At 60.2% G+C, this 23,460-nt stretch carries 24 protein-coding genes, 2 pseudogenes and 1 riboswitch; of the genes and pseudogenes, 14 read left to right on the top strand and 12 right to left on the bottom strand.

Going from position 1 to position 23,460, the window contains the following annotated elements; translation table 11 throughout:
- Window positions 1-157: 157 nt before the first annotated feature.
- Window positions 158-1,432, bottom strand: a complete 1,275-nt coding sequence (locus tag AC1Q6I_RS09135; protein ID WP_024073482.1) for a uracil-xanthine permease family protein — start codon at window positions 1,430-1,432, stop codon at window positions 158-160.
- A 2-nt stretch (window positions 1,433-1,434) separates the two neighbouring features.
- Window positions 1,435-2,073, bottom strand: a complete 639-nt coding sequence (gene upp / locus AC1Q6I_RS09130; RefSeq protein WP_024073483.1) for a uracil phosphoribosyltransferase — start codon at window positions 2,071-2,073, stop codon at window positions 1,435-1,437.
- 164 nt (window positions 2,074-2,237) lie between these two features.
- On the opposite strand from upp, the gene AC1Q6I_RS09125 reads away from it, so the two are divergent.
- From AC1Q6I_RS09125 to AC1Q6I_RS09110, 4 genes are all read left to right on the top strand, one after another.
- On the top strand, window positions 2,238-2,795 hold the full coding sequence (locus AC1Q6I_RS09125; RefSeq protein WP_024073484.1) for a hypoxanthine-guanine phosphoribosyltransferase: 558 nt from the start codon (window positions 2,238-2,240) through the stop codon (window positions 2,793-2,795).
- A gap of 3 nt (window positions 2,796-2,798) precedes the next feature.
- A complete protein-coding gene (locus AC1Q6I_RS09120) occupies window positions 2,799-3,266 on the top strand; it encodes a WbuC family cupin fold metalloprotein (RefSeq protein ID WP_024073485.1) in 468 nt (155 codons plus the stop codon).
- Window positions 3,267-3,301: 35 nt separating this feature from the next.
- The gene (locus AC1Q6I_RS09115; RefSeq protein WP_102624404.1) at window positions 3,302-3,787 is read left to right on the top strand and encodes a hypothetical protein; all 486 of its coding nucleotides are present in this window, start codon (window positions 3,302-3,304) and stop codon (window positions 3,785-3,787) included.
- A 287-nt stretch (window positions 3,788-4,074) separates the two neighbouring features.
- On the top strand, window positions 4,075-4,362 hold the full coding sequence (locus AC1Q6I_RS09110; RefSeq protein WP_017845962.1) for a PA4642 family protein: 288 nt from the start codon (window positions 4,075-4,077) through the stop codon (window positions 4,360-4,362).
- A gap of 61 nt (window positions 4,363-4,423) precedes the next feature.
- Here the strand turns inward: AC1Q6I_RS09110 and AC1Q6I_RS09105 are convergent.
- The 3 genes and pseudogenes from AC1Q6I_RS09105 to AC1Q6I_RS09095 all read right to left on the bottom strand — a co-directional run.
- Window positions 4,424-4,537: pseudogene (locus tag AC1Q6I_RS09105) on the bottom strand (outer membrane lipoprotein carrier protein LolA); the annotation flags it as partial.
- On the bottom strand, window positions 4,534-6,042 hold the full coding sequence (gene mqo, locus AC1Q6I_RS09100) for a malate dehydrogenase (quinone) (RefSeq protein WP_024073488.1): 1,509 nt from the start codon (window positions 6,040-6,042) through the stop codon (window positions 4,534-4,536). The pseudogene AC1Q6I_RS09105 and the gene mqo, both read right to left, overlap by 4 nt.
- A 727-nt stretch (window positions 6,043-6,769) precedes the next feature.
- Window positions 6,770-7,003 (bottom strand): hypothetical protein, encoded by a 234-nt coding sequence (locus AC1Q6I_RS09095; RefSeq protein ID WP_069075272.1) that lies wholly within the window; start codon window positions 7,001-7,003, stop codon window positions 6,770-6,772.
- 193 nt (window positions 7,004-7,196) lie between these two features.
- Between AC1Q6I_RS09095 and AC1Q6I_RS09090 the strand changes: the two genes are divergently transcribed.
- Complete coding sequence (locus AC1Q6I_RS09090; RefSeq protein ID WP_024073490.1) at window positions 7,197-7,781, top strand: YajG family lipoprotein; 585 nt, start codon at window positions 7,197-7,199, stop codon at window positions 7,779-7,781.
- A 56-nt stretch (window positions 7,782-7,837) separates the two neighbouring features.
- On the opposite strand, the gene AC1Q6I_RS09085 is transcribed toward AC1Q6I_RS09090, so the two are convergent.
- Window positions 7,838-8,047, bottom strand: a complete 210-nt coding sequence (locus AC1Q6I_RS09085) for a hypothetical protein (protein WP_024073491.1) — start codon at window positions 8,045-8,047, stop codon at window positions 7,838-7,840.
- A 182-nt stretch (window positions 8,048-8,229) separates the two neighbouring features.
- On the opposite strand from AC1Q6I_RS09085, the gene AC1Q6I_RS09080 reads away from it, so the two are divergent.
- The gene (locus AC1Q6I_RS09080; RefSeq protein ID WP_024073492.1) at window positions 8,230-8,487 is read left to right on the top strand and encodes a hypothetical protein; all 258 of its coding nucleotides are present in this window, start codon (window positions 8,230-8,232) and stop codon (window positions 8,485-8,487) included.
- Between the two features lie 60 nt (window positions 8,488-8,547).
- Here AC1Q6I_RS09080 and AC1Q6I_RS09075 read toward each other — a convergent pair whose 3' ends face one another.
- On the bottom strand, window positions 8,548-9,711 hold the full coding sequence (locus AC1Q6I_RS09075) for a 1-acyl-sn-glycerol-3-phosphate acyltransferase (RefSeq protein WP_173903818.1): 1,164 nt from the start codon (window positions 9,709-9,711) through the stop codon (window positions 8,548-8,550).
- Window positions 9,712-9,842: 131 nt separating this feature from the next.
- On the opposite strand from AC1Q6I_RS09075, the gene AC1Q6I_RS09070 reads away from it, so the two are divergent.
- Genes AC1Q6I_RS09070 through AC1Q6I_RS09060 form a run of 3 tightly spaced genes read left to right on the top strand, consistent with a single transcriptional unit; the run spans window position 9,843 to window position 10,955 of the window.
- A complete protein-coding gene (locus AC1Q6I_RS09070; RefSeq protein ID WP_069075273.1) occupies window positions 9,843-10,025 on the top strand; it encodes a CPXCG motif-containing cysteine-rich protein in 183 nt (60 codons plus the stop codon).
- 11 nt (window positions 10,026-10,036) lie between these two features.
- Entirely contained in the window at window positions 10,037-10,297 is a 261-nt protein-coding gene (locus AC1Q6I_RS09065; protein WP_024073494.1) for a putative signal transducing protein, read from the top strand.
- A gap of 37 nt (window positions 10,298-10,334) precedes the next feature.
- Entirely contained in the window at window positions 10,335-10,955 is a 621-nt protein-coding gene (locus AC1Q6I_RS09060; protein WP_024073495.1) for an SOS response-associated peptidase, read from the top strand.
- 69 nt (window positions 10,956-11,024) lie between these two features.
- Here the strand turns inward: AC1Q6I_RS09060 and AC1Q6I_RS09055 are convergent, their stop codons facing one another.
- Together AC1Q6I_RS09055 and AC1Q6I_RS09050 are read right to left on the bottom strand one after the other, a co-directional pair.
- A complete protein-coding gene (locus AC1Q6I_RS09055; protein ID WP_370531112.1) occupies window positions 11,025-11,768 on the bottom strand; it encodes a methyl-accepting chemotaxis protein in 744 nt (247 codons plus the stop codon).
- Between the two features lie 114 nt (window positions 11,769-11,882).
- Window positions 11,883-12,077, bottom strand: a pseudogene (locus AC1Q6I_RS09050) (HAMP domain-containing protein); the annotation flags it as partial.
- A 1,330-nt stretch (window positions 12,078-13,407) separates the two neighbouring features.
- On the opposite strand from AC1Q6I_RS09050, the gene AC1Q6I_RS09045 reads away from it, so the two are divergent.
- The gene (locus AC1Q6I_RS09045) at window positions 13,408-14,226 is read left to right on the top strand and encodes a M48 family metallopeptidase (RefSeq protein WP_041160843.1); all 819 of its coding nucleotides are present in this window, start codon (window positions 13,408-13,410) and stop codon (window positions 14,224-14,226) included.
- Window positions 14,227-14,394: 168 nt separating this feature from the next.
- On the opposite strand, the gene AC1Q6I_RS09040 is transcribed toward AC1Q6I_RS09045, so the two are convergent.
- From AC1Q6I_RS09040 to AC1Q6I_RS09030, 3 genes are all read right to left on the bottom strand, one after another.
- Window positions 14,395-14,979: a TMEM165/GDT1 family protein gene (locus tag AC1Q6I_RS09040; protein WP_041160844.1), complete on the bottom strand. Its 585-nt coding sequence runs from the start codon at window positions 14,977-14,979 to the stop codon at window positions 14,395-14,397.
- 88 nt (window positions 14,980-15,067) lie between these two features.
- A riboswitch (yybP-ykoY riboswitch) is annotated at window positions 15,068-15,189 on the bottom strand.
- A 50-nt stretch (window positions 15,190-15,239) separates the two neighbouring features.
- On the bottom strand, window positions 15,240-16,238 hold the full coding sequence (locus AC1Q6I_RS09035; protein ID WP_024073499.1) for a methyltransferase: 999 nt from the start codon (window positions 16,236-16,238) through the stop codon (window positions 15,240-15,242).
- A 30-nt stretch (window positions 16,239-16,268) separates the two neighbouring features.
- Window positions 16,269-17,234, bottom strand: coding sequence for a 2-hydroxyacid dehydrogenase (locus AC1Q6I_RS09030; RefSeq protein ID WP_024073500.1), 966 nt, complete (start codon window positions 17,232-17,234; stop codon window positions 16,269-16,271).
- Between the two features lie 84 nt (window positions 17,235-17,318).
- On the opposite strand from AC1Q6I_RS09030, the gene AC1Q6I_RS09025 reads away from it, so the two are divergent.
- The 4 genes from AC1Q6I_RS09025 to AC1Q6I_RS09010 all read left to right on the top strand — a co-directional run bounded on the left by AC1Q6I_RS09025 (window position 17,319) and on the right by AC1Q6I_RS09010 (window position 23,417).
- A complete protein-coding gene (locus AC1Q6I_RS09025) occupies window positions 17,319-17,951 on the top strand; it encodes a LysE family translocator (RefSeq protein WP_069075274.1) in 633 nt (210 codons plus the stop codon).
- Between the two features lie 200 nt (window positions 17,952-18,151).
- Window positions 18,152-19,834, top strand: a complete 1,683-nt coding sequence (locus AC1Q6I_RS09020) for a fatty acid--CoA ligase (RefSeq protein WP_102624401.1) — start codon at window positions 18,152-18,154, stop codon at window positions 19,832-19,834.
- 330 nt (window positions 19,835-20,164) lie between these two features.
- The gene (locus tag AC1Q6I_RS09015) at window positions 20,165-22,024 is read left to right on the top strand and encodes a DUF1302 domain-containing protein (RefSeq protein WP_024073503.1); all 1,860 of its coding nucleotides are present in this window, start codon (window positions 20,165-20,167) and stop codon (window positions 22,022-22,024) included.
- 28 nt (window positions 22,025-22,052) lie between these two features.
- Window positions 22,053-23,417, top strand: coding sequence for a DUF1329 domain-containing protein (locus AC1Q6I_RS09010; protein ID WP_024073504.1), 1,365 nt, complete (start codon window positions 22,053-22,055; stop codon window positions 23,415-23,417).
- Window positions 23,418-23,460 lie beyond the last annotated feature (43 nt).

Here is a 23,460-nt window from a genome sequence, read left to right as displayed (position 1 = left end):
CTTGAACTGCGTGGTGTACTTGCTCATGAAAACGCCCCAGAAATTGGATGGGTGTCCAACTTCTGGGGCGCACTTCAGTGTGTCAGTCGCTACATGTGTGACTGATACACCGCCATCGGGGGCAAGCCCCCTCCCACATTTGGTTTTGCGTTGGCAGTTAGAGCAGCGGTTCGTCAGGCTTTTTGTTCTTCCAGCCATCATTGCCCGGCAGCAGCAGGTTCAGACCAATCGCGACCACCGCACACAAGGCAATGCCCTTCAGGCCGAAGTCGTCCGGCCCCGTGCCGGTACCCACCAGCACACCGCCAATCCCGAACACCAGGGTCACCGACACAATCACCAGATTGCGCGCCTCGCCCAGGTCGATCTTGTGGCGGATCAGCGTGTTCATGCCCACTGCGGCAATCGAGCCGAACAACAGGCATAGAATCCCGCCCATCACCGGCACCGGGATGCTCTGCAGCAGTGCGCCGAACTTACCGATAAACGCCAGGCTGATGGCAAAGATGGCAGCCCAGGTCATGATCTTCGGGTTGTAGTTCTTGGTCAGCATCACCGCGCCCGTCACTTCGGCGTAGGTGGTGTTCGGCGGGCCGCCAAACAGGCCAGCGGCCGTGGTGGCGATGCCGTCGCCCAGCAAGGTGCGGTGCAGGCCCGGTTTTTTCAGGTAGTCGCGCCCCGTCACGCTGCCCACCGCGATCACGCCGCCGATATGTTCGATCGCCGGAGCCAGGGCTACCGGGACGATAAACAGGATCGCCTGCCAGTTGAACTCCGGCGCGGTGAAGTGGGGCAGGGCGAACCACGGTGCGGCGGCGATCTTCGCCGTGTCGACCACGCCAAAATAGAATGACATGGCAAAGCCCACCAGCACGCCGGAGATGATCGGCACCAGGCGGAATATGCCTTTGCCGAACACCGCCACGATCAGCGTGGTCAGCAACGCTGGCATCGAGATCAGCATCGCCGTCTGGTAATGGATCAACTCGGCACCGTCGCCGGATTTACCCATCGCCATATTCGCGGCAATCGGCGCCATGGCCAGGCCGATGGAGATGATCACCGGGCCGATCACGACCGGCGGCAGCAACCGGTCGATGAAGCCGGTGCCCTTGATCTTTACCGCAGCGCCAAGGAAGGTGTAAACGAAACCGGCCGCCATCACCCCGCCCATGGTCGCCGCCAGGCCGAACTGCTGCTTGGCGAGAATGATCGGGGTAATGAAGGCAAAGCTCGACGCCAGGAATACCGGCACCTGCCGCCCGGTCACCAGCTGGAACAGCAGCGTGCCCAGGCCGGCGGTGAACAACGCGACGTTTGGATCAAGACCTGTAATCAGCGGCATCAACACCAGCGCGCCAAATGCCACGAAGAGCATCTGTGCGCCAGACAGGATCTGGCGCCAAAGCGGGTCGTTGAATTCATCCTGCATGCTCACGCGTCCTTCTGCTTGGTACCGAAGATCTTGTCGCCGGCATCGCCCAGGCCCGGGATGATGTAGCCGTGTTCGTTCAGGCGTTCATCGATGGAGGCCGTGTAGATCTGCACGTCCGGGTGGGCCTTCTCGACAGCGGCGATGCCTTCCGGCGCGGCCACCAGCACCATCGCGCGAATGTCCTTGCAACCGGCCTTTTTCAGCAGGTCGATGGTGGCGACCATGGAACTGCCGGTGGCGAGCATCGGGTCGATGATCATCGCCAGTCGCTCGTTGATTTCCGGTACGAGTTTTTCCAGGTACGTGTGCGCCTGCAGGGTTTCTTCATTGCGGGCCACGCCCACGGCGCTGACTTTGGCGCCCGGGATCAGGCTGAGTACACCTTCGAGCATGCCGATACCGGCCCGCAGGATCGGTACCACGGTGATTTTCTTACCGGCGATTTTCTCGACCTGGACGGGACCCGCCCAACCGGGGATCTCGTAGCTTTCCAGGGGTAAATCCTTGGTGGCTTCGTAAGTGAGCAACGCTCCGACTTCCTGAGCAAGCTCACGGAAGTTCTTCGTGCTAATGTCGGCGCGGCGCATAAGGCCGAGCTTGTGTCGGATCAGCGGATGGCGGATCTCGCGAGTGGGCATGGGAAAGGCTCCGGCGGCGGGCAAAAAAACCGGCCTAGATTAATCTATCCGAGGGTGTTGTCCTATAGACATCTAGTACGTTAGTCCATTAAGGCTTGAACGTTGCGCCTCACATGCGTACCTTTGCCCGCTTTTCTTGCCACAGCACCCCCTTGGAGAGCGCCATGTCCGCTGATCTCGAGCATATCCGTCAAATCATGCGCGAGGCTGACTGCCTGTACACCGAAGCGCAAGTCGAAGAAGCGATCGCCCGGGTCGGCGCACACATCACTCGCGAGATGGCCGATACCAACCCGGTGGTCTTCTGCGTGATGAATGGGGGCCTGATCTTCGCCGGTAAATTGCTGACTCATCTGCAATTCCCGTTGGAAGCGTCCTATCTGCACGCCACCCGTTACCGCAACGAAACCAGCGGTGGCGATCTGTTCTGGAAAGCCAAGCCGGAAGTCTCGTTCATCGACCGCGACGTGCTGATCATCGACGACATCCTTGATGAAGGGCACACCCTGGGCGCGATCATCGACTTCTGCAAACATGCCGGCGCGCGCAAAGTACACACCGCCGTGCTGATCGACAAAGATCACGACCGCAAGGCGCGTCCTGAGTTGAAAGCCGATTTCGTCGGTCTGCCGTGCATCGATCGCTACATCTTCGGTTACGGCATGGACTACAAAGGTTACTGGCGCAATGCCAATGGGATTTACGCCGTCAAAGGGATGTAAGGCATGACTCGCTTTCTTGACCAGACGTTGTTTGCCGAGTTGGCCGAGAAAGCGGCCGCCAGCTCCCGTGGCCGGCACCACCATAACTTCCATCAGATGGAAGAGCCGTGCCATCGCCTGGCGGTGGGCCTGCAACCCGATACGTATGTACCCCCTCACCGTCACCTGAGCGCGGACAAGGCTGAAACGCTGCTCGTGCTCAAGGGGCGCCTGGGCTTGTTGGTGTTCAGCGAGGCCGGCGAGGTGCTTGCCCAGCGTGTGATGCAGGCGGGCGGTGAGTGTTCGGGAGTGGATCTGCCACCGGGTGTGTTCCATGGCTTGGTGGTGCTGGAGCCCGATACCGTGATGTTCGAGTGCAAGGCCGGGCCCTATAGGCCGGTTGGTGAGGGTGAACTGGCTGACTGGGCGCCCCGCGAAGGCGATGCCGATGTGGCGCAGTATCAACGCTGGATGCTTGCCCACTTCGATTGAGCTACAGTGCTGGGCCATCTTCTGCGGAGCGGCCCATGAGCCTGTTGATACGCACCTGCGCCGCCCTGGCGCTGACCTTGAGCCTGCCCCTGGCCGCCGCGCCTGCGCCGATGCACAGTCAATTCCTGCCGCCGGACGAGCTGGCCTTGCGCGCCGAAGCGCCTGACCAGCAGCAACTGCTGCAAATTACCGAATATGCAGTGGTGGTGGGTAACCAGCGTCAATCCACCCAGCAGCCGATTCCGGTGACCTCTCCGTTGATGATTCGACTCAAGGGCAAGTCCTTGAACAAGGGCGCGACCATCGCCCAGGTGGTCCTCAATTTCGATGCTGAAAGCAAAAGCCTGAAAAAGCCGGCATACGATGACAAGAGTAAAACCTTGACCCTGTCGTACCCGGTGACCCAGTACCGAGTGATTGTCGACTTGCTGCGCAATGACACGGTATATGTGCAGTTCCTCAGTTACGCCAATGGGCATATCTGGGCGGATTTGCATACCGGGGCTGTTCGTACCAAATAGCAAAAATACTGAAGAACCAATGTGGGAGGGGGCAAGCCCCCTCCCACAGTTTGATCTGCATTCATCAGGTAGGCCTCAGTTGGCTTTCGCGGTCTTGGAGCAACGGGAGTTGTACTGGTGTACTCGATTAAAAATGTGGGAGGGGGCTTGCCCCCGATGAGGGCCTGTCAGTTGATGCATCTGTGGCTGATCCACTGCCACCACATTGGTTCTTCAGCGCTTTCGAAGCCCGCGCCTCGCAGGTAGACTTCAAACCCCGTGTAAATGTCTGCAGGCTGGAGTCGGTAATGCGTAAAGATAAGAAACAGGTGATTGGCGACGAAATCGGCGACGATCAAATCAAGTTGTTCCTGGACTTCGAGCCAGTTGACGCGACTTCACCGTCCCTGCACAAACTGATCAAGGCCTATCGTGGCCTGCGTATCGACGATTTCGAACGCTTCCTGGGCTTCTTCAAGGCTGCTGGCCTGGACCTGGACGGCAAGGACGAGCATGGCCAGACCTTTGTCGACCTGATCAAGGACCAGCGCAACGCCGCCGAGTACATCGAGCTGATCGACAACGCCCGCGGCTGACGCTTGCGAGGCATAAAAAAACGCCCCGCTCTCAGCCTGAGAGCGGGGCGTTTTTGCTTTTAACTGTAGGAGCGAGCTTGCTCGCGAAGAACGCAAGGGCACCCCGTTCAATCAGGTGCCCCGCATTATCGTTGACGATTTTCGCGAGCAAGCTCGCTCCTACAGGGGTGATCAAGCGTAGCTTTCAGCCTCGTTGCTTTGCTCTACAAGCTCCAGGCTGATGTTGTTCTGCGCATTGATCTTGCGATACAGCTCAGCATCGGTTTCCAACACTTTTTCCCGGGCCGGGAAGATTTCATGCAGCTTGGTGGCCCATTCGCCGGCAGTTTTTTCCGGGAAGCAGCGCTCGATCAGTTCCAGCATGATCGACACCGTTACCGACGCGCCAGGAGAAGCACCCAAAAGCGCCGCCAACGAACCGTCCTTGGCTGCGACCAGTTCGGTGCCGAATTGCAGCACGCCGCCTTTCTTCGGATCTTTCTTGATGATCTGCACGCGTTGGCCGGCCACTTCCAGGCGCCAGTCTTCGGCTTTGGCTTCCGGGTAGAAGCGGCGCAGGGATTCAAGGCGCTGCTCCATGGACTGCATCACTTCGCTGACCAGGTACTTGGTGAGGTCCATGTTGTCCCGTGCCACGGCCAGCATCGGCCCGATGTTGCCGGCGCGCACGGACAGCGGCAGGTCGAGGAACGAGCCATGCTTGAGGAACTTGGTGGTAAAGCCGGCGTAAGGCCCGAACAGCAGGGACTTCTTGCCATCGACCACGCGGGTGTCCAGGTGTGGCACGGACATCGGTGGCGAACCCACCGCGGCCTGGCTGTAGACCTTGGCCTGGTGGTGCTTGACCACTTCCGGGTTGTCGCAACGCAGCCACTGCCCGCTGACCGGGAAGCCGCCAAAACCTTTGCTCTCTTCGATACCCGAGGCTTGCAGCAGGGGCAGGGCCGCACCACCGGCGCCGAGGAACACGAACTTGGCGTCCACATCACGGCTGTTGCCGCTGTTGACGTCCTTGATGCTCACAGTCCAGCCCGCGCCGTTGCGCTTGAGGCCGGTCACGCGCTTGCAGTACTTGACCTGGGCGTCCGCCGAGCTGGTCAGGTGGCTGAGCAGTTGGTTGGTGAGGGCGCCGAAGTTGACGTCGGTGCCGTTCACGACACGGGTTGCCGCGATTTTTTCGTCCAGCGGGCGGCCTGGCATCATCAGCGGCATCCACTCGGCCATCTCGCTGCGGTCTTCGGTGTAGTGCATATCCGAGAACGCGTGGTGCTGGCTGAGGGTTTCAAAGCGCTTCTTGAGGAAAGACACGCCTTTTTCGCCCTGAACGAAGCTCAGGTGCGGCACCGGGCTGATAAAGGACTTGGACGAGCCAAAGGTGCCTTTTTTGGTCAGGTACGCCCAGAACTGCTTCGACACCTCGAACTGGGTGTTGATGTGCACCGCTTTCTTGATGTCGATGGAACCATCGGCGGCCTGGGGGGTGTAGTTGAGCTCACACAGGCCAGCATGACCGGTACCGGCGTTGTTCCACGGGTTGGAACTTTCCGCGGCACCCGAATCCATCAGCTCAACGACTTCCAGCTTGAGGCCGGGGTCGAGCTCTTTGAGCAGTACGGCCAGGGTGGCACTCATGATGCCGGCCCCTACCAGTACTACGTCGACTGCTTCGTTATGCGCCATTTAACGCGTCTCCAAAATCTGCAGCACCAAATTGACGGCATGGCTGCCAGGAGTGACGGGGCGGTTCACGTGTTGCCCCAGGTTACCCATGGCCAGGATCGCCATGTCCGATTCGCAATTCTTTGCAACTTCAGCGCACGCTTCCTGCCGGGCTAATCTGCCTATGAACGCATTCATGGGCGCCTGTGGCAATTCGACTTATGGTCAAAGCGTGCGATTCGTGCAACCAATCCGTAGCGGACAGGATCAAGCCAGCGTTTTTGAGGCGTGCTCGTTCCTGTGTGGTTGGGCTGTTCCAGACGCTGATGGTGCTTGTACAAACGCCAAACTATTCATTTGCTCGCCACACTCTTGTGAAGTTGTGAAAACCCGTTTTTTCACGCTCTTTTGAAGACGTGAACCTCAAAAAAGGGCTGCCCAGTCTGGCACCTGGCCCGCGACACCTCTGCCGACATGCGGCAAAACGGGCAAACAACTCAAGTGGCCGAGCGCAATGGCAGCTCTGGCAGATTCGGTAAAGAAGGGTGGTTTGCAAGGAAAACAGCAAGCGCGCCAGCTTCACTCGATCTGTGTGGGCGGCTCTCTGTGGGCGATTCTTGGGGGTTAATACCGAGGCATTAACGATGCTGCGAGGCCCGATCAGGAGACGTCCTTATAATCGGGGGGAGATTGTAGCGAAGAACGCTAAGGAAATGGGCGTGTTTTATGACTTTTATTAGGTGTTCGGTCAGGCGGCCAACGGCTGGTGACTTGGTGCCTGCGCAGGGCGCTGGCTGATGCGCGCGCGCGCTGGCAAGGGGTGGTGCATCCAGCTCAAGCGAATTTCGTCGATTTCTACCCAACCTTCGCCGACCGGCGGCAGGCTGCACTCTTTGAAGGCCTGGCAGCGGCCTTGGGCATCGAGCAGGGCAAACTGGCGAAGGGCGGGCTTGCGAGAGAACAGTGACCAGAGAAAATGCATGGGATCGACCTCCTTGGATTGAAACCAAGCATGCGCGCCCACGATGACGCACTCGTGTATCAGCGGTGACATATCTGTGACACCGAACCGCTACATCGCCAGCGGGTCATAGGTTGTAACTGGCGCTAGTTCCCGGCAATGGCCGCCCGCTATACTGCCGCGCTGTCGGTACTCGATTTCTGGAGAGAAGAGCATGTTGCAACGCCTGTTGTTCGGTTTGATCACTGTGACCAGTTTGACCCTGGTTGGCTGCGCCAACAGCCCGCAACAACTCAGCCCGCAGCCGATAATCACCACGCAGTTGGCGCCCGTGGGGCACGGCCAGCCGGTTTCGGTGCGTGTAGTGGACGGTCGTCCATCACCCACCCTGGGCTCCCGTGGCGGCTTGTACCCGGAGACCGCACTGGTGTCGGTGAACGCTGCCGACGTGCTGCCCAAGCTGCAAGCCCAGGCCGAAGCCGCCGTGCGCCTGCTGGGTTTTACCCCGGCCAATTCGCCGGGCGCCCCTCAGTTGACCATCACCCTGGCCGAGCTGAAGTACCAGTCGCCCAAGGACGGCCTGTATGTGACCGAAGCCTCTATTGGCGCGACGTTCAAGTCTGACGTCACTGCCGGCACCCGTCGCTACAGCGGCCGTTATGGTGCGTCCCTCAATCAGCGCTTTGGCATGGCGCCGAACCAGGAGACCAATACCAAGCTGGTCAGCGATGTGCTCAGCGACGCCCTGACCCGTCTGTTCAAGGACCCAAGCATCGGCTCCTTGCTCAGCTCGCAATAACCGCTCAATAAAAAACCGGGCCCAGCGATGGGCCCGGTTTTTTTATGCCTTCGGTTTCAGGCTGCGGTGTCGATACAAAAGTCCAGCAGGCTCACCCCCGTCAGCAAATCAGCCTCCGGCAAGTCTGCATGTTGATGCCCGCCAAGGGCGCAATACACCAGCCAGTGGCGGTCCTGGACGTTGAATGCCAGGCCGTCGACCAGCGCCTCCTGCTCATCGCTTTGGGCGATCAGATACAGCCGATCCTGGTTCTGCGCGTGCAACATGACAAGCTCCCGAGCGTTCGAAGGGCAACAGAGTGGCCTGTTAAGGTGACGTTCAGGTGACGCCGTAAATTACTGGATACATTAGCCGTCAATGGAGGAAGGAGTTGGACGGCGCAGGAGGTGACTATCCTTCAGGTTTGTATCTGAATGGATACCAGAATACTGATTCACCGAGGTGTGTGATGGCACTGCCCGCACTGCTGATCAATGCTGTTGCCTTATTAGTGGCCTGCCCGGGTGCAGTGCTGCTGTTCATTACCCGCTTTCGCGAGCAGCGTGCGATGGCCGACCTGGCTGCGCAGAGCGAAGAGCGCGCAATCGACCAACCGATGCTGTTTCTGGATGTGCGCACCGAACGGGCGCATCGCCTGGCCTATCGCATTGGCTTTGCCTGCCTGGGACTGTCGCTGGCCATGTCCTGGCTCAGCACCCACCTGTAAAAACACCACAAAACACCAGTGGGAGGGGGCTTGCCCCCTCCCACCTTTTGGTTTCGGTGTTTACAGGGGGATTCCGGCTTTAACGCGGTACTGGTTGCGAACGGGCGTTGCATATTGCACCACCAGGAACGGCCGGTGCTCGGCCGGGCATTCATTCAAGCGCCGTTCCCACTCGGCTTGTGCCTTGGCCAGTTCGTCCGCCGGGAAGACATCTGCCGCCGTGGGCACCTGCAATTGTGGGTCGGCGTCGCTCCACTGGGCGTACGCCAGGTAGTGCACCGGGAACAAGCGATAGCCCCCGAGGATCTGCCGGTCCATTTCCGCCGCGAGCAGCTTGGTATCTTCGAAACGCTCGGTGATCGGCGCCGCGAAGTTCACATGCACACGACCCTTGTAGCCGGTGATGCCCAGCGCAATGCTCACATCGTCCTCGCCCGGCGCCTTGCAGTAGGTGCCGGTGGTGGCGCGGATGTACAGTTCGCGGGCCTTGGCAGCATCGCAGGGGTCGTATTCGTAGCTGATCGACACCGGCGTCAGGTTCAACGACTGGATCACCTCGGCAAACGGCTCGTCCTTGCGGCTGACGTGGAACATCTTCAGGATCGCCGATTCGGTGCGGTCATCCCCATCCTTGGCGCGGCCTTCGGCCTGGGCGATCCAGATCGACTGGCAGTCGTTGCGGATCGAATGGTTGATGTACGCCGACAGCAGCTGATAGGCCGCCATTTTTTCTTTTCGCCCAGTGATCGAGCGGTGCACGATAAAGCTCTTGTTCAAGCGCATCAGGTCGCTGACAAATGGCTTTTGCAGCAGGTTGTCGCCGATGGCGATGCGCGGTGTCGGCAGGCCGGCGTGGTACACGGCGTAGTTGACGAAGGCCGGGTCCATCACGATATCGCGGTGGTTGGCCAGGAATACGTAGGCGGTGCCCGACTTGAGTTGCTCGACGCCGGTGTAGGTCACGCCGTCGGTCGCCCGGTCAATGGTGTGGTCGACGTAGTACTCGACTTTGTCCTGCAGCGTGGCCACGGTGGTCACACCGGCGAATTCGCGGCGCAGCTTGCGGGCGATCATCGGCTTGAGCAGCCAGCCCAGGGCGCCGGCAAAGCGCGGGAAGCGGAAGTGGGTCAGGATGTCCAGAAAGGCCTTGTCACTGAACAGCCGGTCCAGTACTGCCGGGACTTCGCTGTCGTTGTAAGGTCGGATGGTATCGAATTCGCCCATCATGCTCTCTTGTTAGAAACGGCTAGGGTAAGTAGAGGAAATACCAGGGTGCGGCCGCAATATTGGCTCTGCCGTGAATAGCCCTGTAAATAGACCGGCGATTATACGCACAAGTCACTTGGGAGACCGCGATGCTGGAAGATGCGACGTACGATTGTCCTTATTGTGGTGAAGAGGTCGAGACAACGGTGGATCTGTCGGGGGGTGATCAGACCTATATCGAAGACTGCCAGGTGTGCTGCCGCCCGGTCACTTTCAATCTGCAGGTCCATGGTGACGAATGGATGCTGGAAACGCGCAGCGAAAACGAATAACGGGGGCGCCCATGCAGCGAATCTATGAACCGGAAAACCTGATGGAAGGCGAGCTGCTGCAACAGATGCTCGCCAGCGAGGGCGTCGAGGCGCACCTGGTGGGGCGGCATTTGCTCGGCGGCACCGGCGAATTGCCGATTTTCGGGCTGTTGGGTTTGGAAGTGGATAATGACCAGGCCGCGTATGCTCGCGAGCTGATCACCGCTTATAACGGCGCGCAACCGCTGCCCGGCGATGAACCCGACAGCTTCCCCGACGTGTTGGTCTGTTAGGCTGTCGGTCGGTTTACCCCAAGAGTCGTGTTGCCCCATGTGTGGACGTTATGCCCTGTTTCGCTGGAACCCCTCCTTTGCTGCCTTGCCGGGTTTTCCGGCAGACCAGCAGGCCCAGTGGAACATCTCCCCGAATGATTCGGTGCTGATCCAGCGCGCCACCGACGGCCAGCGCACCCTGGCCCGCGCCCGCTGGGGCCTGACCCCAGCGTGGCTGACCGACCTTTCCCGCACCCCGGCCCATGCCCGTGCCGAAACCCTGGCCGAGCAACCGATGTTTCGCGAGGCCTTTCGCCAGCGTCGTTGCCTGCTGCCGGCCAACGGTTTCTACGAATGGCGCGGCACCCAGCGCAAGCGCCCGTACTGGCTGACACCGGGCGAGGGTTCGACGCTGTTTTTTGCGGCGATCTGGGAAGCCTATCCGGTGCAGGAACAGGTGTGGCTGAGCACGGCAGTGGTGACCCAGGCGGCGCAGAGCCAGCGCCGGCCGTTGATTCTGGATGCGGCGGGGCAGGAGGCCTGGCTCGATCCTGAAACACCGTTGCATGTGTTGCAGGGCTTGTTGGCCAGTGAGCCGACCGCGTTGCGCGAGCGGGTACTGGCCAATATGGTGAACGATCCGAAGCTCAATGGCCCGGAGTGCCTGACGCCGGGTTGAGCCTGTGAGTGATCTGCGGCCTCATCGCGAGCAATGCCCGCGATAGGCCGCTCAAGATCGCCGAAAAGCTTAAACCTTGAACTGATTGATCAAGCGCCGCTGCTGCTCCGCCAGTTTGGTCAAATCCGCACTGGCCGCACTCGACTCATCCGCACCGCCCGCCACTTCATTGGCCACTTGGCCAATATTGATCACATTGCGATTGATGTCCTCGGCCACCGCGCTCTGCTCTTCGGCAGCGCTGGCGATCTGGGTGTTCATGTCGTTGATCACCGACACCGCCTGGGTAATGGTCTCCAGTGCTTCGGCGGCCTTGGCGGCGTGCTGCACGCTTTCGTCGGTACGGTTCTGGCTGTCTTCCATCACGCGCACCACTTCTCGCGTACCTTGCTGCAACTGCTGGATCATGGCCTGGATTTCTTCGGTGGCCTTCTGGGTCTTTTGCGCCAGGTTACGCACTTCATCTGCCACGACGGCAAACCCACGGCCTTGCTCGCCCGCCCGTGCCGCTTCAATCGCCGCATTGAGCGCCAGCAGATTGGTCTGTTCGGCAATCCCACGAATGGCTGTGAGGATCGCGTTGATGTTCTCGCTGTCCTTGGCCAGGGTTTGCACCACGCCCACGGCCTTGCCGATTTCCTGGGCGAGTGCGCCGATCGAGCTCGAGGTGTCGCGCACAATGCGCATGCCTTGGCTCGCGGCCTGGTCAGCGTGGTTGGCCGCTTGCGCAGCCTGGGTCGCGTTACGCGCTACGTCCTGGGCGGTGGCGGTCATTTCGTGCACCGCGGTGGCGACCTGGTCGATCTCGACCATCTGTTTATGCACGCCCTGGTTGGTGCGAATCGCGATGTCGGCAGTGTGTTCCGAAGAGTCGCTGACCTTCTGCACCGAACTCACCACCTGGGTGATCATGCCCTGCAGCTTGATCAGGAAAGTATTGAAGCCGGTGGCAATCGCGCCCAGTTCATCGGCGCGATCACTGGTCAGGCGCCGCGTGAGGTCGCCTTCGCCCTGGGCGATGTCGTTGAGCATCGCCACCATTTGCTTGAGTGGGCGAGCGATGCCGTGACCTACCAGCCAGATCACCAGCAAGCCAATGCCAGCGATCAACAGGCCGACCATGGTCATGCCGAAGATATCGGTCTTGCGCTGGGTATCCAGGTCGCTTTGCAGTGTTTGCAGTTCGGCCATGACGGCGCTCAGGGGTAACTGCATCATCAGGGTCCAGCGCGCGTCGGTCTGACCGATGTTGAACGGCAGGAACAGTTCGATATGCCCGTGCTCATGGTCGATGTCGTACCGCACTTCGCCGACTTTCAGTTGATTGAGATTGGCCAGTTCGTTGCCGTCGAGCAGGTCGGAGGCTTTTTCACCGAGCTTGCTGGGGTCCTTGGTAGACGCCACCAGGCGCCCGTTGCTGGAGATCAGTGCCAGTTCACCGGCTCCGTTGTAGAGTTTTTGATCCGCGCTGGTGAGCATGTCCTGGATGAAGTTCACCGACAGGTCGGCACCGACGATGCCCTGGAAGGCGCCGTCAATCATGATCGGTTCGATAAACGAAGCCAGCATCACCATGGCGTTGCCCACCTTGTAAGGTGCGGGGTCGATGGCGCAGGGCTTTTTGCTTTCCTTGGAGCACAGGTAGTACTCGCTGGCGCGCACGCCCGTGGACAGCATCTTCTGATCGGCGACATCGGCGAGCTTGTCCAGGCCGAGGCTGCCATCCGCGTTGCGATACCACCAAGGAATGAAGCGGCCGTCGACACCCATGCCGACGATGGGGCTTTTCACGTAGGCAGCGTCGTTGTGATCGATCGCATTGGGTTCCCAGCCGATATAGGCGCCGAGGATTTTCGGGTTGCGCACCACGGTTTCGTGCAGCAGGTTGATCAGTTGTTCGCGGCCAATTTGCAAGGCGGCATCGCCCTTGGCGTCTTTCATGCCGAGCAGGGCGTTGGTGGTGGCCAGGCTTCTTGCTGTCACCAGGGGCGCCTCCAGTTCTCGCTGGATCAATGTGGCCTGGGTTTGCGCCAATGCAGTGAGGCGATGTTCGATGATCTGCTCGAACTGTGCCTGGGTGCGGGCCTGCACCATCTCCTGTGTGCGGGCGCCGGCAAACAAGGCGTAGAGCACCAGCACGGCGACCACACTCAGCACAATGGCCCCGGCCAGTGCGGCGACGGAAAACTGAATCGACTTGAACTTCATGAAGGCTCCAGGCGCAGGGGGGGAAGGGCTGCTTGTTTATATCGGCCATGGACGCGGGAGGCATGAGGGTTTGCTCCACGAATTAATGCGAGTTGTCGCAAATGGAATGCTTGCCGCCGTTGTCGGGGTGTGGGATGTATCTGAAATTTAGCGGCTACACGTCTGGTGTATCTGGCGTCGATACAATTCACCGCCTACGATACGCGCCATGTTTTCAGGGCTTTTTTTCAGGGAGAGTATGTTGATGAAGAAATCATTGGCCGTAAGTGTGTTGGCAGCAGCGGTACTGCTGGCCGGGTGTCAATCGGTCAACACCACCAGCGGTGGCGCCGTTGGGGTTGAGCGCAAGCAATATATGTTCAGCATGCTGTCGAGCCAGGAAGTCGACCAGATGTATGCGCAGTCCTATCAGCAGACCCTGGGCGAAGCCAGTAGCAAAGGCCAGTTGGACAAGACCAGCGCCAACGCCAAGCGCGTGCAGGCTATCGCCAACCGCCTGATCGCCCAGGCGCCCACCTTCCGCCCGGATGCGGCGCAGTGGAAGTGGGAAGTCAACCTGATCAAGAGCGATGAAATGAACGCCAATTGCGGGCCTGGCGGCAAGATCTTCGTGTACAGCGCCTTGATCGACAACCTCAAGCTCACCGATGACGAGTTGGCCGCAGTGATGGGCCATGAAATCGCCCACGCCTTGCGCGAGCATGGACGTGAAGCCATGTCCAAGGCCTACGGCATCGAAATGGCCAAGCAGGGCGCCGGTGCGTTGTTCGGCCTGGGCCAGGACAGCCTGGCGCTGGCCGACACCGTGGCCAACTACGGCATGACCTTGCCTAACAGCCGCAGCAATGAGAACGAAGCAGACCTGATCGGCCTGGAACTGGCGGCCCGCGCGGGCTACAACCCGAATGCGGCCATCACGCTATGGAACAAGATGGCCAAGGCTTCGGAAGGCGCGCCACCGGAATTCATGAGCACTCACCCGGCCTCCGACAGCCGGATCGCCTCGTTGCAGGCAGCGATTCCGAAGGTGATGCCGCTCTACCAGCAGGCCAAAAAATCTTGATCCTGTGAAGGTCTAAATGTGGGAGGGGGCTTGCCCCCGATAGCGGTGTAAAGCCAGTGGAGATATCGACTGGCGCACCGCAATGGTGGGCAAGCCCGCTCGCCACAGTTACAGTGCTTCTCCTTCACTGGCAGGCATTAGGGCAAGCCCCTTTTCACAGTGGATCGCTTAAATCCAGCCGCTGCTCTGCATGGCCTTGTACACCGCCACAATCGCCAGGACAAAGAACGCCGTAGCCGCCAGTCGACGAATCAACGTCAGCGGCAGTTTCTCCGCTGCGAAATTCCCCGCCAGAACCACCGGGACGTTGGCAATCAACATGCCCAGGGTGGTGCCGATGATCACCAGCCACAACTCCGGATACTGGGCCGCCAGCATCACTGTGGCGATCTGTGTCTTGTCACCGATTTCTGCAAGGAAAAACGCAATCAGCGTGGTCAGGAATGGCCCGAATTTGCGCGTGGTACTGGCTTCGTCATCATCGAGTTTGTCCGGCACCAGGGTCCACAGCGCCGTGGCACAGAAGCTTGCCGCCAGGATCCAGTGCAACACCGCATCCGAGAAGAAACTGCCAAACCAGGCACCCACGGCACCCGCAGCCGCATGGTTGGCCAGGGTCGCGGCGATGATGCCGGCGATGATCGGCCAGGGTTTGCGAAAGCGCGCGGCAAGGATGAGTGCGAGCAGTTGCGTCTTGTCGCCGATTTCGGCCAAGGCAACGATTGCGGTAGGAACGAGTAGTGAATCCAGCATCAGGTAGTTTCCAGGGGGCGGGTCGACACGGCTATGACACGTACAGCCTTCCCGCCCCGGGTAAGGTGTGCGTGTCATAGGTCTTGTCAAACCCCGGTCCGTCTGTGCGGACTCCTGGGTCGCATACGCCATGGCCTGTTGACCAAGTATGTTGACGTATGCCGGACGAGCGTGGCGCTCGTGGGAGACTACTCCCCTAGGACGGAGCGGATTCTGCCTAGGCAAAATCCATTCGGCAAGCCTTCTTTTTCAAATGCCCATCAGGGGCGCTTGGCGCGGTAGATGCGAAAACCATTGCCCTCGGCCTTGACCGCACACACGCCCAGGTGCTCTTCGATCAACGGTTGGTACTTCAGGAAGCTATTCGCAACCAGGCGAAGTTCGCCACCTTTTGCCAGGTGTTTTGCCGCTTTTCGCAGCAGGTTTTCAGTGGCGAAATAATCGGTGTGCACCCCGACATGGAACGGCGGGTTGCTCAAGATGGCGTTCAACCCCATCGGTGCGGCGTCGATGCCATCACCGGTCAACACCTCGGCCTCCAACCCATTGGCGGCCAGGGTGAGGCGACTGCTGGCGGCGGCGAAGGCGTCCACATCCAGCATCGTTACGGTGTTGTGTGGGTAGCGACGCTTTACCGCCGCCCCTAACACACCGGCGCCGCAACCGAAGTCCAGCAAATGGCCGCTGGGCAGCTTGTCCAGATGCTCCAGCAACAGCTCGGTGCCACGATCCAGACGGCCGTGGCTGAACACACCCGGCAGGCTCACCACCTTGAGCGGCCCTTCGGCCAGCGGTACTTCGAACACCTGTGCCAGGCTCTCCAGCTCGAGCGCCTGGGGCGCATTGGCCACGGTGACTTGCCACAGCTGGCAATGCCGTGCGTTGTCGAGCTTGCGCGGTTTGCCAAAGGGCGCCATCTGCTTGGCGGCGCTTTCGATACCGGCTTTTTTCTCGCCCACCAGAAACAGCTCGGCGCCGGGCAGGCGTGCGGCCACGGCATTGAGCAGGTAGTCGGTGAGGTCCTTGGACTTGGGCAGGAAGATCACCGCGGCATCGAACCCGCGCTCGGGCGCATTCACGCCAAACTGGCTGCGCTCCGGGAAGCGTGCGTCGAGCGCCGCCTGGTCGCCGGCATGCCAGCACCAGCCGTGGGCGTTGGGCAGGCGACCGAGCAGGTCATCGGCGGGCAAGCCCACCAGCAACAGGTTGCCTTGAAAAAGTTCGGCCTGACGAAGCAGTACTTCACTGCGCGGATCCATGGTCTGCTCCTTGAAAAGGGGCGCAGTTTATCAACTGACGACGCGCAGCGGGGCGCCGCTGAAAAAGCCCCTGGCGTTTTCCGCCAATTGGCCAACGATGCGCTGCCGCGCCTCGCGACTGCCCCAGGCGTTATGCGGCGTGACGATCAAGCGTGGGATATCACTGGCCAGCAGCGGGTTGCCGGCGACCGGTGGCTCGACACTCAGCACGTCGGTCGCCGCGCCACCCAGGTGGCCGCTGCGCAAGGCATCGGCCAGGGCCTGTTCGTTGATCAAGCCACCGCGTGCGGTATTGACCACAAACGCTCCGGGCTTGAGCAGCGCCAGTTCGCGGGTGCCGATAAAGTCGCGGGTATGTTCATTGAGCGGGCAGTGCAAGGTCAGCGCATCGACCTGCGCCAGCAATTCATCCAACGGCACGCGATCAGCACGGGCAGGGCGCCCGGGAATCGCGCCGAGTAGCACGCGCATGCCAAAGGCTTCGGCCAGGCGCGCCACGGCACTGCCCAGTTCGCCATGGCCCAGCAGGCCAAGGGTTTTGCCTTCCAGTTCGACGATAGGGTGGTCCAGCAGGCAGAACTGCTTGGCGTGCTGCCATTTGCCCGCGCTCACATCCTGCTGATAGTCCTTCAAGCGCGTCGCCAGGTTGAGCAGCAGCATGATCGTGTGCTGCGCCACCGACGGAGTGCCGTAGCCCTGGCAGTTGCTCACGGTGACGCCATGGGCGCGGGCGGCCTCCAGGTCAACGTTGTTGGTGCCGGTGGCCGACACCAGGATCAACTTGAGCTCCGGGCAGGCCGCGAGGGTTTCGCTGTTGAGCGGGATTTTGTTGCTGATGGCGACTTGAGCGCCTTGCAGGCGTTCGATCACATTTTGCGGCGTAGTGCCCGTCAACAGCTGCAAGTCGCTGAAACGACTGCGCAGCTCACTGAGGTCAAGATCTCCCAGGTCCAGGGAGGGGTGATCAAGGAAGACGGCGCGGCGATTGTTCGTCATCAACTGTACCTTTTGCGACAGGGTTCGAAGGCGTAATCTGCCGAGCCTATCAGATGAAATAATCCGTTACTTAATGGAGTGAGTATGTACGCCGCCGAGTTCTTGACCGTAGCCCTGATTCACTTGCTGGCGGTGGCCAGCCCCGGCCCGGATTTTGCGGTGGTGGTACGTGAGAGCGTGACCCACGGCCGTCGCGCCGGGACTTGGACCGCGCTGGGCGTGGGCTCGGCGATTTTCCTGCATGTGGGTTACTCGTTGCTCGGCATCGGCCTGATCGTGTCCCAGTCCATCGTGTTGTTCAACGCACTGAAATGGGCCGCGGCCGCGTACCTGCTGTACATCGGCTTCAAGGCCCTGCGCGCGCAGCCGGCCAAGCCTGCCGCCGAGGGCGAGTTGCACCGCGAAGCGGGCGAGCGCACCCCGCGCGGCGCATTTACCGCAGGCTTCGTCACCAACGGCTTGAACCCCAAGGCCACGCTGTTCTTCCTGTCGCTGTTCACCGTAGTGATCAACCCGCACACGCCGCTGGCGATCCAGGCCGGTTACGGCGTGTACCTGGCGGTGGCGACGGCGTTGTGGTTCTGCCTGGTGGCCATGTTGTTCAGCCAGCAGCGTGTACGCGCCGGGTTTGCGCGGATGGGGCATTGGTTTGATCGGACGATGGGGGCGGTGTTGATTGCGATTGGGGTAAAACTGGCGTTCACCAGCGCGAAATAAACGCTGTACTCGAGTAAACACCATCCAGTGTGGGAGCAAGCCCCCTCCCACACTGGACCTCCATCGCTCCTGAATAATGGCTCAAAGCTAGCATTCCCCTGCCTCTACAAATCATTCCTTTGGCTGATTTGGCTGAAACATAACCTCTCTACAGTGCAGGTCTTCAAGCCAAGACCGTGCAGTCATAAAAAGGGATTCGTATGTTGCAGACCCGTGTTATCCCGCCCGCCGAAGGCGCCTACCAATATCCGCTGTTGATCAAGCGCCTGTTGATGTCCGGTACCCGCTACGAGAAGACCCGGGAAATCATCTATCGCGACAAGCTGCGCTATACCTACCCCACGCTGATCGAACGGGTCGCGCGCCTGGCCAATGTGCTCACGGAAGCCGGGGTCAAGGCCGGTGACACCGTGGCGGTGATGGATTGGGACAGTCACCGTTACCTGGAGTGCATGTTCGCCATCCCGATGATCGGCGCGGTGATCCACACCATCAACGTGCGCCTGTCGCCGGAGCAGATTCTCTACACCGTGAACCACGCCGAGGACCGCTTCGTACTGGTCAACAGCGAGTTCGTGGGGCTCTACCAGGCCATTGCCGGGCAGCTCACCACGGTCGACAAGACGTTGCTGCTGACTGACGCGGCCGAAAAAACCGCCGAGCTGCCCAACCTGGTGGGCGAGTACGAAACCCTGTTGGCCGCTGCCAGCCCGAAGTACGATTTCCAGGATTTCGACGAACATTCCGTCGCCACCACCTTCTACACCACCGGTACCACCGGCAATCCCAAGGGTGTGTACTTCACCCATCGCCAACTGGTGCTGCACACCATCGGCGTGGCGACCATCATGGGCTGTGTCGACAGCGTGCGTCTGCTGGGCACCAACGATGTGTATATGCCGATCACGCCGATGTTCCATGTGCATGCCTGGGGCCTGCCGTATGTGGCGACCATGCTCGGCCTGAAGCAGGTCTACCCCGGCCGCTATGACCCGGAATACCTGGTGGAGCTGTGGCGCAAGGAAAAGGTCACCTTTTCCCACTGTGTGCCGACCATCCTGCAAATGGTGCTCAACGCCAAGGCGGCCCAGGGCGTTGATTTTGGCGGCTGGAAAATCGTCATCGGCGGCAGTGCCCTCAACCGCACGCTGTATGAAGCGGCCAAGGCCCGTGGGATTCAGCTGACCGCTGCGTACGGCATGTCCGAGACCGGGCCGTTGGTGTCCTGTGCCCACCTCAATGACGAGCTGATGGCCGGCACCGAGGACGAGCGCACTACCTACCGCATCAAGGCCGGCGTGCCCGGGCCCTTGGTGGACGCGGCGATCATGGACGCTGAGGGGAATTTCCTGCCCGCCGACGGCGAGTCCCAGGGCGAACTGGTGCTGCGCGCGCCGTGGCTGACCGAGGGTTATTACAACGAACCGCAAAAGGGCGCTGAGCTGTGGGACGGTGGCTGGATGCACACCGGCGACGTAGCCACCCTCGACGCGTTTGGCGTGATCGACATCCGCGACCGCATCAAGGACGTGATCAAGACGGGCGGCGAGTGGATCTCCTCCCTGGCGCTCGAAGACCTGGTCAGCCGCCACCCGGCGGTACGCGAAGTAGCGGTGGTGGGCATCGCCGACCCGCAGTGGGGCGAGCGCCCGTTTGCCCTGTTGGTGGTGCGTGATGGCCATGTTATAGGGGCCCGCGAGCTCAAGGAACACCTCAAGCCTTTTGTCGAATTGGGCCATTTGAGCAAGTGGGCGATTCCAAGCCAGATCGCCGTTGTTACGGAAATTCCCAAGACCAGTGTCGGCAAGCTCGACAAAAAACGTATCCGCATTGACATCATCGAATGGCAAGCCAACAACAGTACGTTCCTGTCCACCCTTTGAGGTGATTTGCCGTGCCCTCGGGGCACGGCAGCGCTCTATCTCAACGCTTCACTTGTGATTTGCCCATTTTCAGCCATCCTTTCCGCGCCGGCCTTCGTCGGCGTGGCGAAAGGGCTGTGGTAGACGGGTTGGTGGTGCAAATCACACTTTAGAGGGATCAAGCGGTACCCCCTGCTGGCTATAGTCCCCTTCAGAGTTTTTCAAGGATGTTGCGCTTCGGGCCATGGGGGCCCGGTTGCCGGGCGGCATTGGAATCGTTGTATTCCGGCCGTTACATGCATCACAGAAAGAACTCACTGCCATAACAATAATGCACATGGAGTAGCGTCGATGACCTCAGTAAACCAGTTCTGGCGCCGGGCGCGACTGCCCCTGGCCGTCAGTCTCGCCTCTACGCTCGCCGGGCCCGCATTCGGCGTCAGTTTCAATATCGGTGAAATCGAAGGGAGCTTTGACTCGTCGCTGTCGGTGGGGGCGAGTTGGTCGACAGCCAAGCCCAACCGCGATCTGATCGGCGTCAACAACGGCGGCAAGGGCTTGTCCCAGACCTCCGATGACGGCCACTTGAACTTCAAGCGCGGCGAGACGTTCTCGAAGATCTTCAAGGGCATTCATGACCTGGAACTGAAGTACGGCGATACCGGTGTGTTTGTGCGTGGCAAGTACTGGTATGACTTTGAACTCAAGGATGAAAGCCGGGAGTTCAAGGACATCAGCGACAACAACCGCAAAGAGGGCGCCAAGTCTTCTGGCGGCCAGATTCTCGATGCGTTCGTTTATCACAACTATTCGATTGCAGATCAGCCAGGGGCGGTGCGCTTCGGTAAGCAGGTGGTGAGCTGGGGGGAAAGCACCTTCATCGGCGGTGGCATCAACTCCATCAACCCGATCGATGTGTCTGCATTCCGTCGTCCGGGCGCCGAAATCAAGGAAGGCTTGATTCCGGTCAACATGTTCTATGTGTCGCAAACCTTGACCGATAACCTGTCGGCGGAAGCGTTCTATCAGTTGGAGTGGGACCAGACTGTCACGGACAACTGCGGTACGTTCTTTTCGCAGCCGGACGTCGTTTCCGATGGCTGCAGTGACAACCTGCGGGTACTCAACAGTCGACGCTTCTTGCCGGGGGCTGTCCTTCCAGGTCTTGCCGCCAATGGTGTGGATGTCAATAACGAGGGCGTCCTCGTTCGTCGTGGTGCCGATCGTGACGCGCGCGATAGCGGCCAATTCGGTGTTGCCTTCCATTACAACTTCGAGCCGCTGGACACGGAGTTCGGTGCGTACTTCATGAACTACCACAGCCGTGCGCCGATTTTCAGTGCGCAGGGCGCGCCACAGTCTGCTTACACGGGGCCTATCGGGCTTCCAGGCACGTTGCGTCCGCTGGTTGTCGCGGGTAATTCCAACTATTTCATCGAGTACCCTGAAGACATTCGCCTTTATGGTTTGAGCTTCTCCACCACCTTGCCGACAGGCACAGCATGGAGCGGTGAGTTGAGCTATCGCCCTAATGCCCCTGTGCAATTGAGCACCACCGACATTCTCTACGCCGGTGTCACGCCGCTGCCAGGCTACGGGAATGCTTCTGTGTTGAAAGGCAGTCCAGGCCAGGATCTGCATGGCTACAACCGTAAGGAGGTCACCCAGTTCCAGACCACGTTCACGCACTTCTTCGACCAAGTGATGGGCGCCAGCCGCTTGACCACCGTCGCTGAAATCGGTGTGACACACGTGGGGGGATTGGAAAGCAAATCCGAGGCTCGTTACGGGCGTGATCCGGTCTTCGGCCCTGGTACGTTGCCTGGCGGTTTCTGTACTACGCTGAACAACTCGACTGCTCAGGGTGGGGGGCTGGCTAACGCCTCCAGCCTCAATACCAACTGCAATAACGATGGCTTCACCACTGCCACGTCCTGGGGCTACCGCGCACGTGCCATCTGGGAATACCCGGACGTCTTCGCAGGCGTGAACCTCAAGCCAAACGTGGCGTGGTCCCATGACGTCAAGGGTTACTCCCCTGGTCCGGGCGCCAACTTCGAAGAGGGCCGCAAAGCCGTCAGCTTGGGCCTGGATGCCGAATACCAGAACACCTACACCGCCAGCCTGAACTACACCAACTTCTTCGGCGGTGATTTCTCAACGGTGAATGATCGCGACTTCGTTGCTCTGAGCCTCGGCGTGAACTTCTAAGCACACTGCATTTCAGGAAGACCAGAACATGAAAATAACTAAAAGTCTGTTGCACGTCGGTGTGCTCGGGCTGTCGATCCTGGCGAGCAACGTCATGGCGGCAGTCTCGGCGGATGAAGCTGCCAAGCTGGGCACGACCCTGACTCCGATGGGCGCCGAAATGGCCGGTAACGCGGCAGGCACCATTCCTAAGTGGTCGCCGCTGCCGACCAATGCCGGCGCGGTCGATGCCCGTGGTTTCCTGGCCAACCCGTACGCCAGTGAACAACCGCAATTCACCATCACCGCGCAGAACGTCGAGCAGTACAAAGACAAGCTGGCCCCTGGGCAGTACGCGATGTTCAAGCGCTACCCGGACACCTTCAAGATGCCGGTCTACCCGACCCATCGCGGCGCCACCGTGCCGGCCGATGTGTTTGCCGCCATCAAGAAGAACGCCACCAACACCAACCTGGTGTCTGGCGGTAACGGCCTGGAAAACTTTGAAACCGCCGTGCCGTTCCCGATCCCGAAAAGCGGCGTCGAGGTGATCTGGAACCACATCACCCGTTATCGCGGCGGCAGCGTGACCCGCCTGGTGACCCAGGCCACGCCGCAAACCAACGGCTCGTTCAGCCTGGTGTATTTCAAAGACCAGTTCGTGTTCCGCGACAAAATGAAGGACTTCGACCCGAAAAACCCAGGCAACGTGCTGTTCTACTTCAAGCAGCAAGTGACCGCGCCGGCCCGACTGGCCGGGGGTGTGCTGTTGGTGCATGAAACCCTGGACCAGGTGAAGGAGCCGCGCTCGGCGTGGGTCTACAACGCCGGCCAGCGTCGTGTGCGCCGCGCGCCGCAGGTGTCGTATGACGGGCCGGGTACCGCTGCCGATGGCCTGCGTACCTCCGACAACCTCGATATGTACAACGGTGCACCGGACCGCTACGACTGGAAGCTGGAAGGCAAGAAAGAAATCTACATCGCCTCCAACAGCTACAAAATCGACGATCCTAAGCTCAAGTACGTCGACATCATCAAGGCCGGCCACATCAACCAGGACCTCGCACGCTATGAGCTGCGCCGCGTCTGGCACGTGGTCGCGACCCTGAAGGAAGGCCAGCGCCACATCTATGCCAAGCGTGACTTCTTCATCGACGAAGACACCTGGCAAGCGGCCGTGATCGATCACTATGACGGTCGCGGCCAACTGTGGCGTGTCGCCGAAGCCCATGCCGAGAACTACTACGACAAGCAAGTGCCGTGGTACGCCCTGGAAACGCTCTACGACCTGCAGTCCGGCCGCTACCTGGCCCTGGGCATGAAGAACGAAGAGAAGCAGGCCTATGATTTCGGCTTCACCGCCACCACCAGCGATTTCACCCCCGCGGCCCTGCGCCAGGACGGTGTTCGCTAAATTGCACTAGTGCCTCAATGTGGGAGGGGGCTTGCTCCCGATA

The organism is Pseudomonas sp. MPR-R2A5, assembly GCF_058793055.1.
This window is presented reverse-complemented; position numbering and strand designations above follow the sequence as displayed.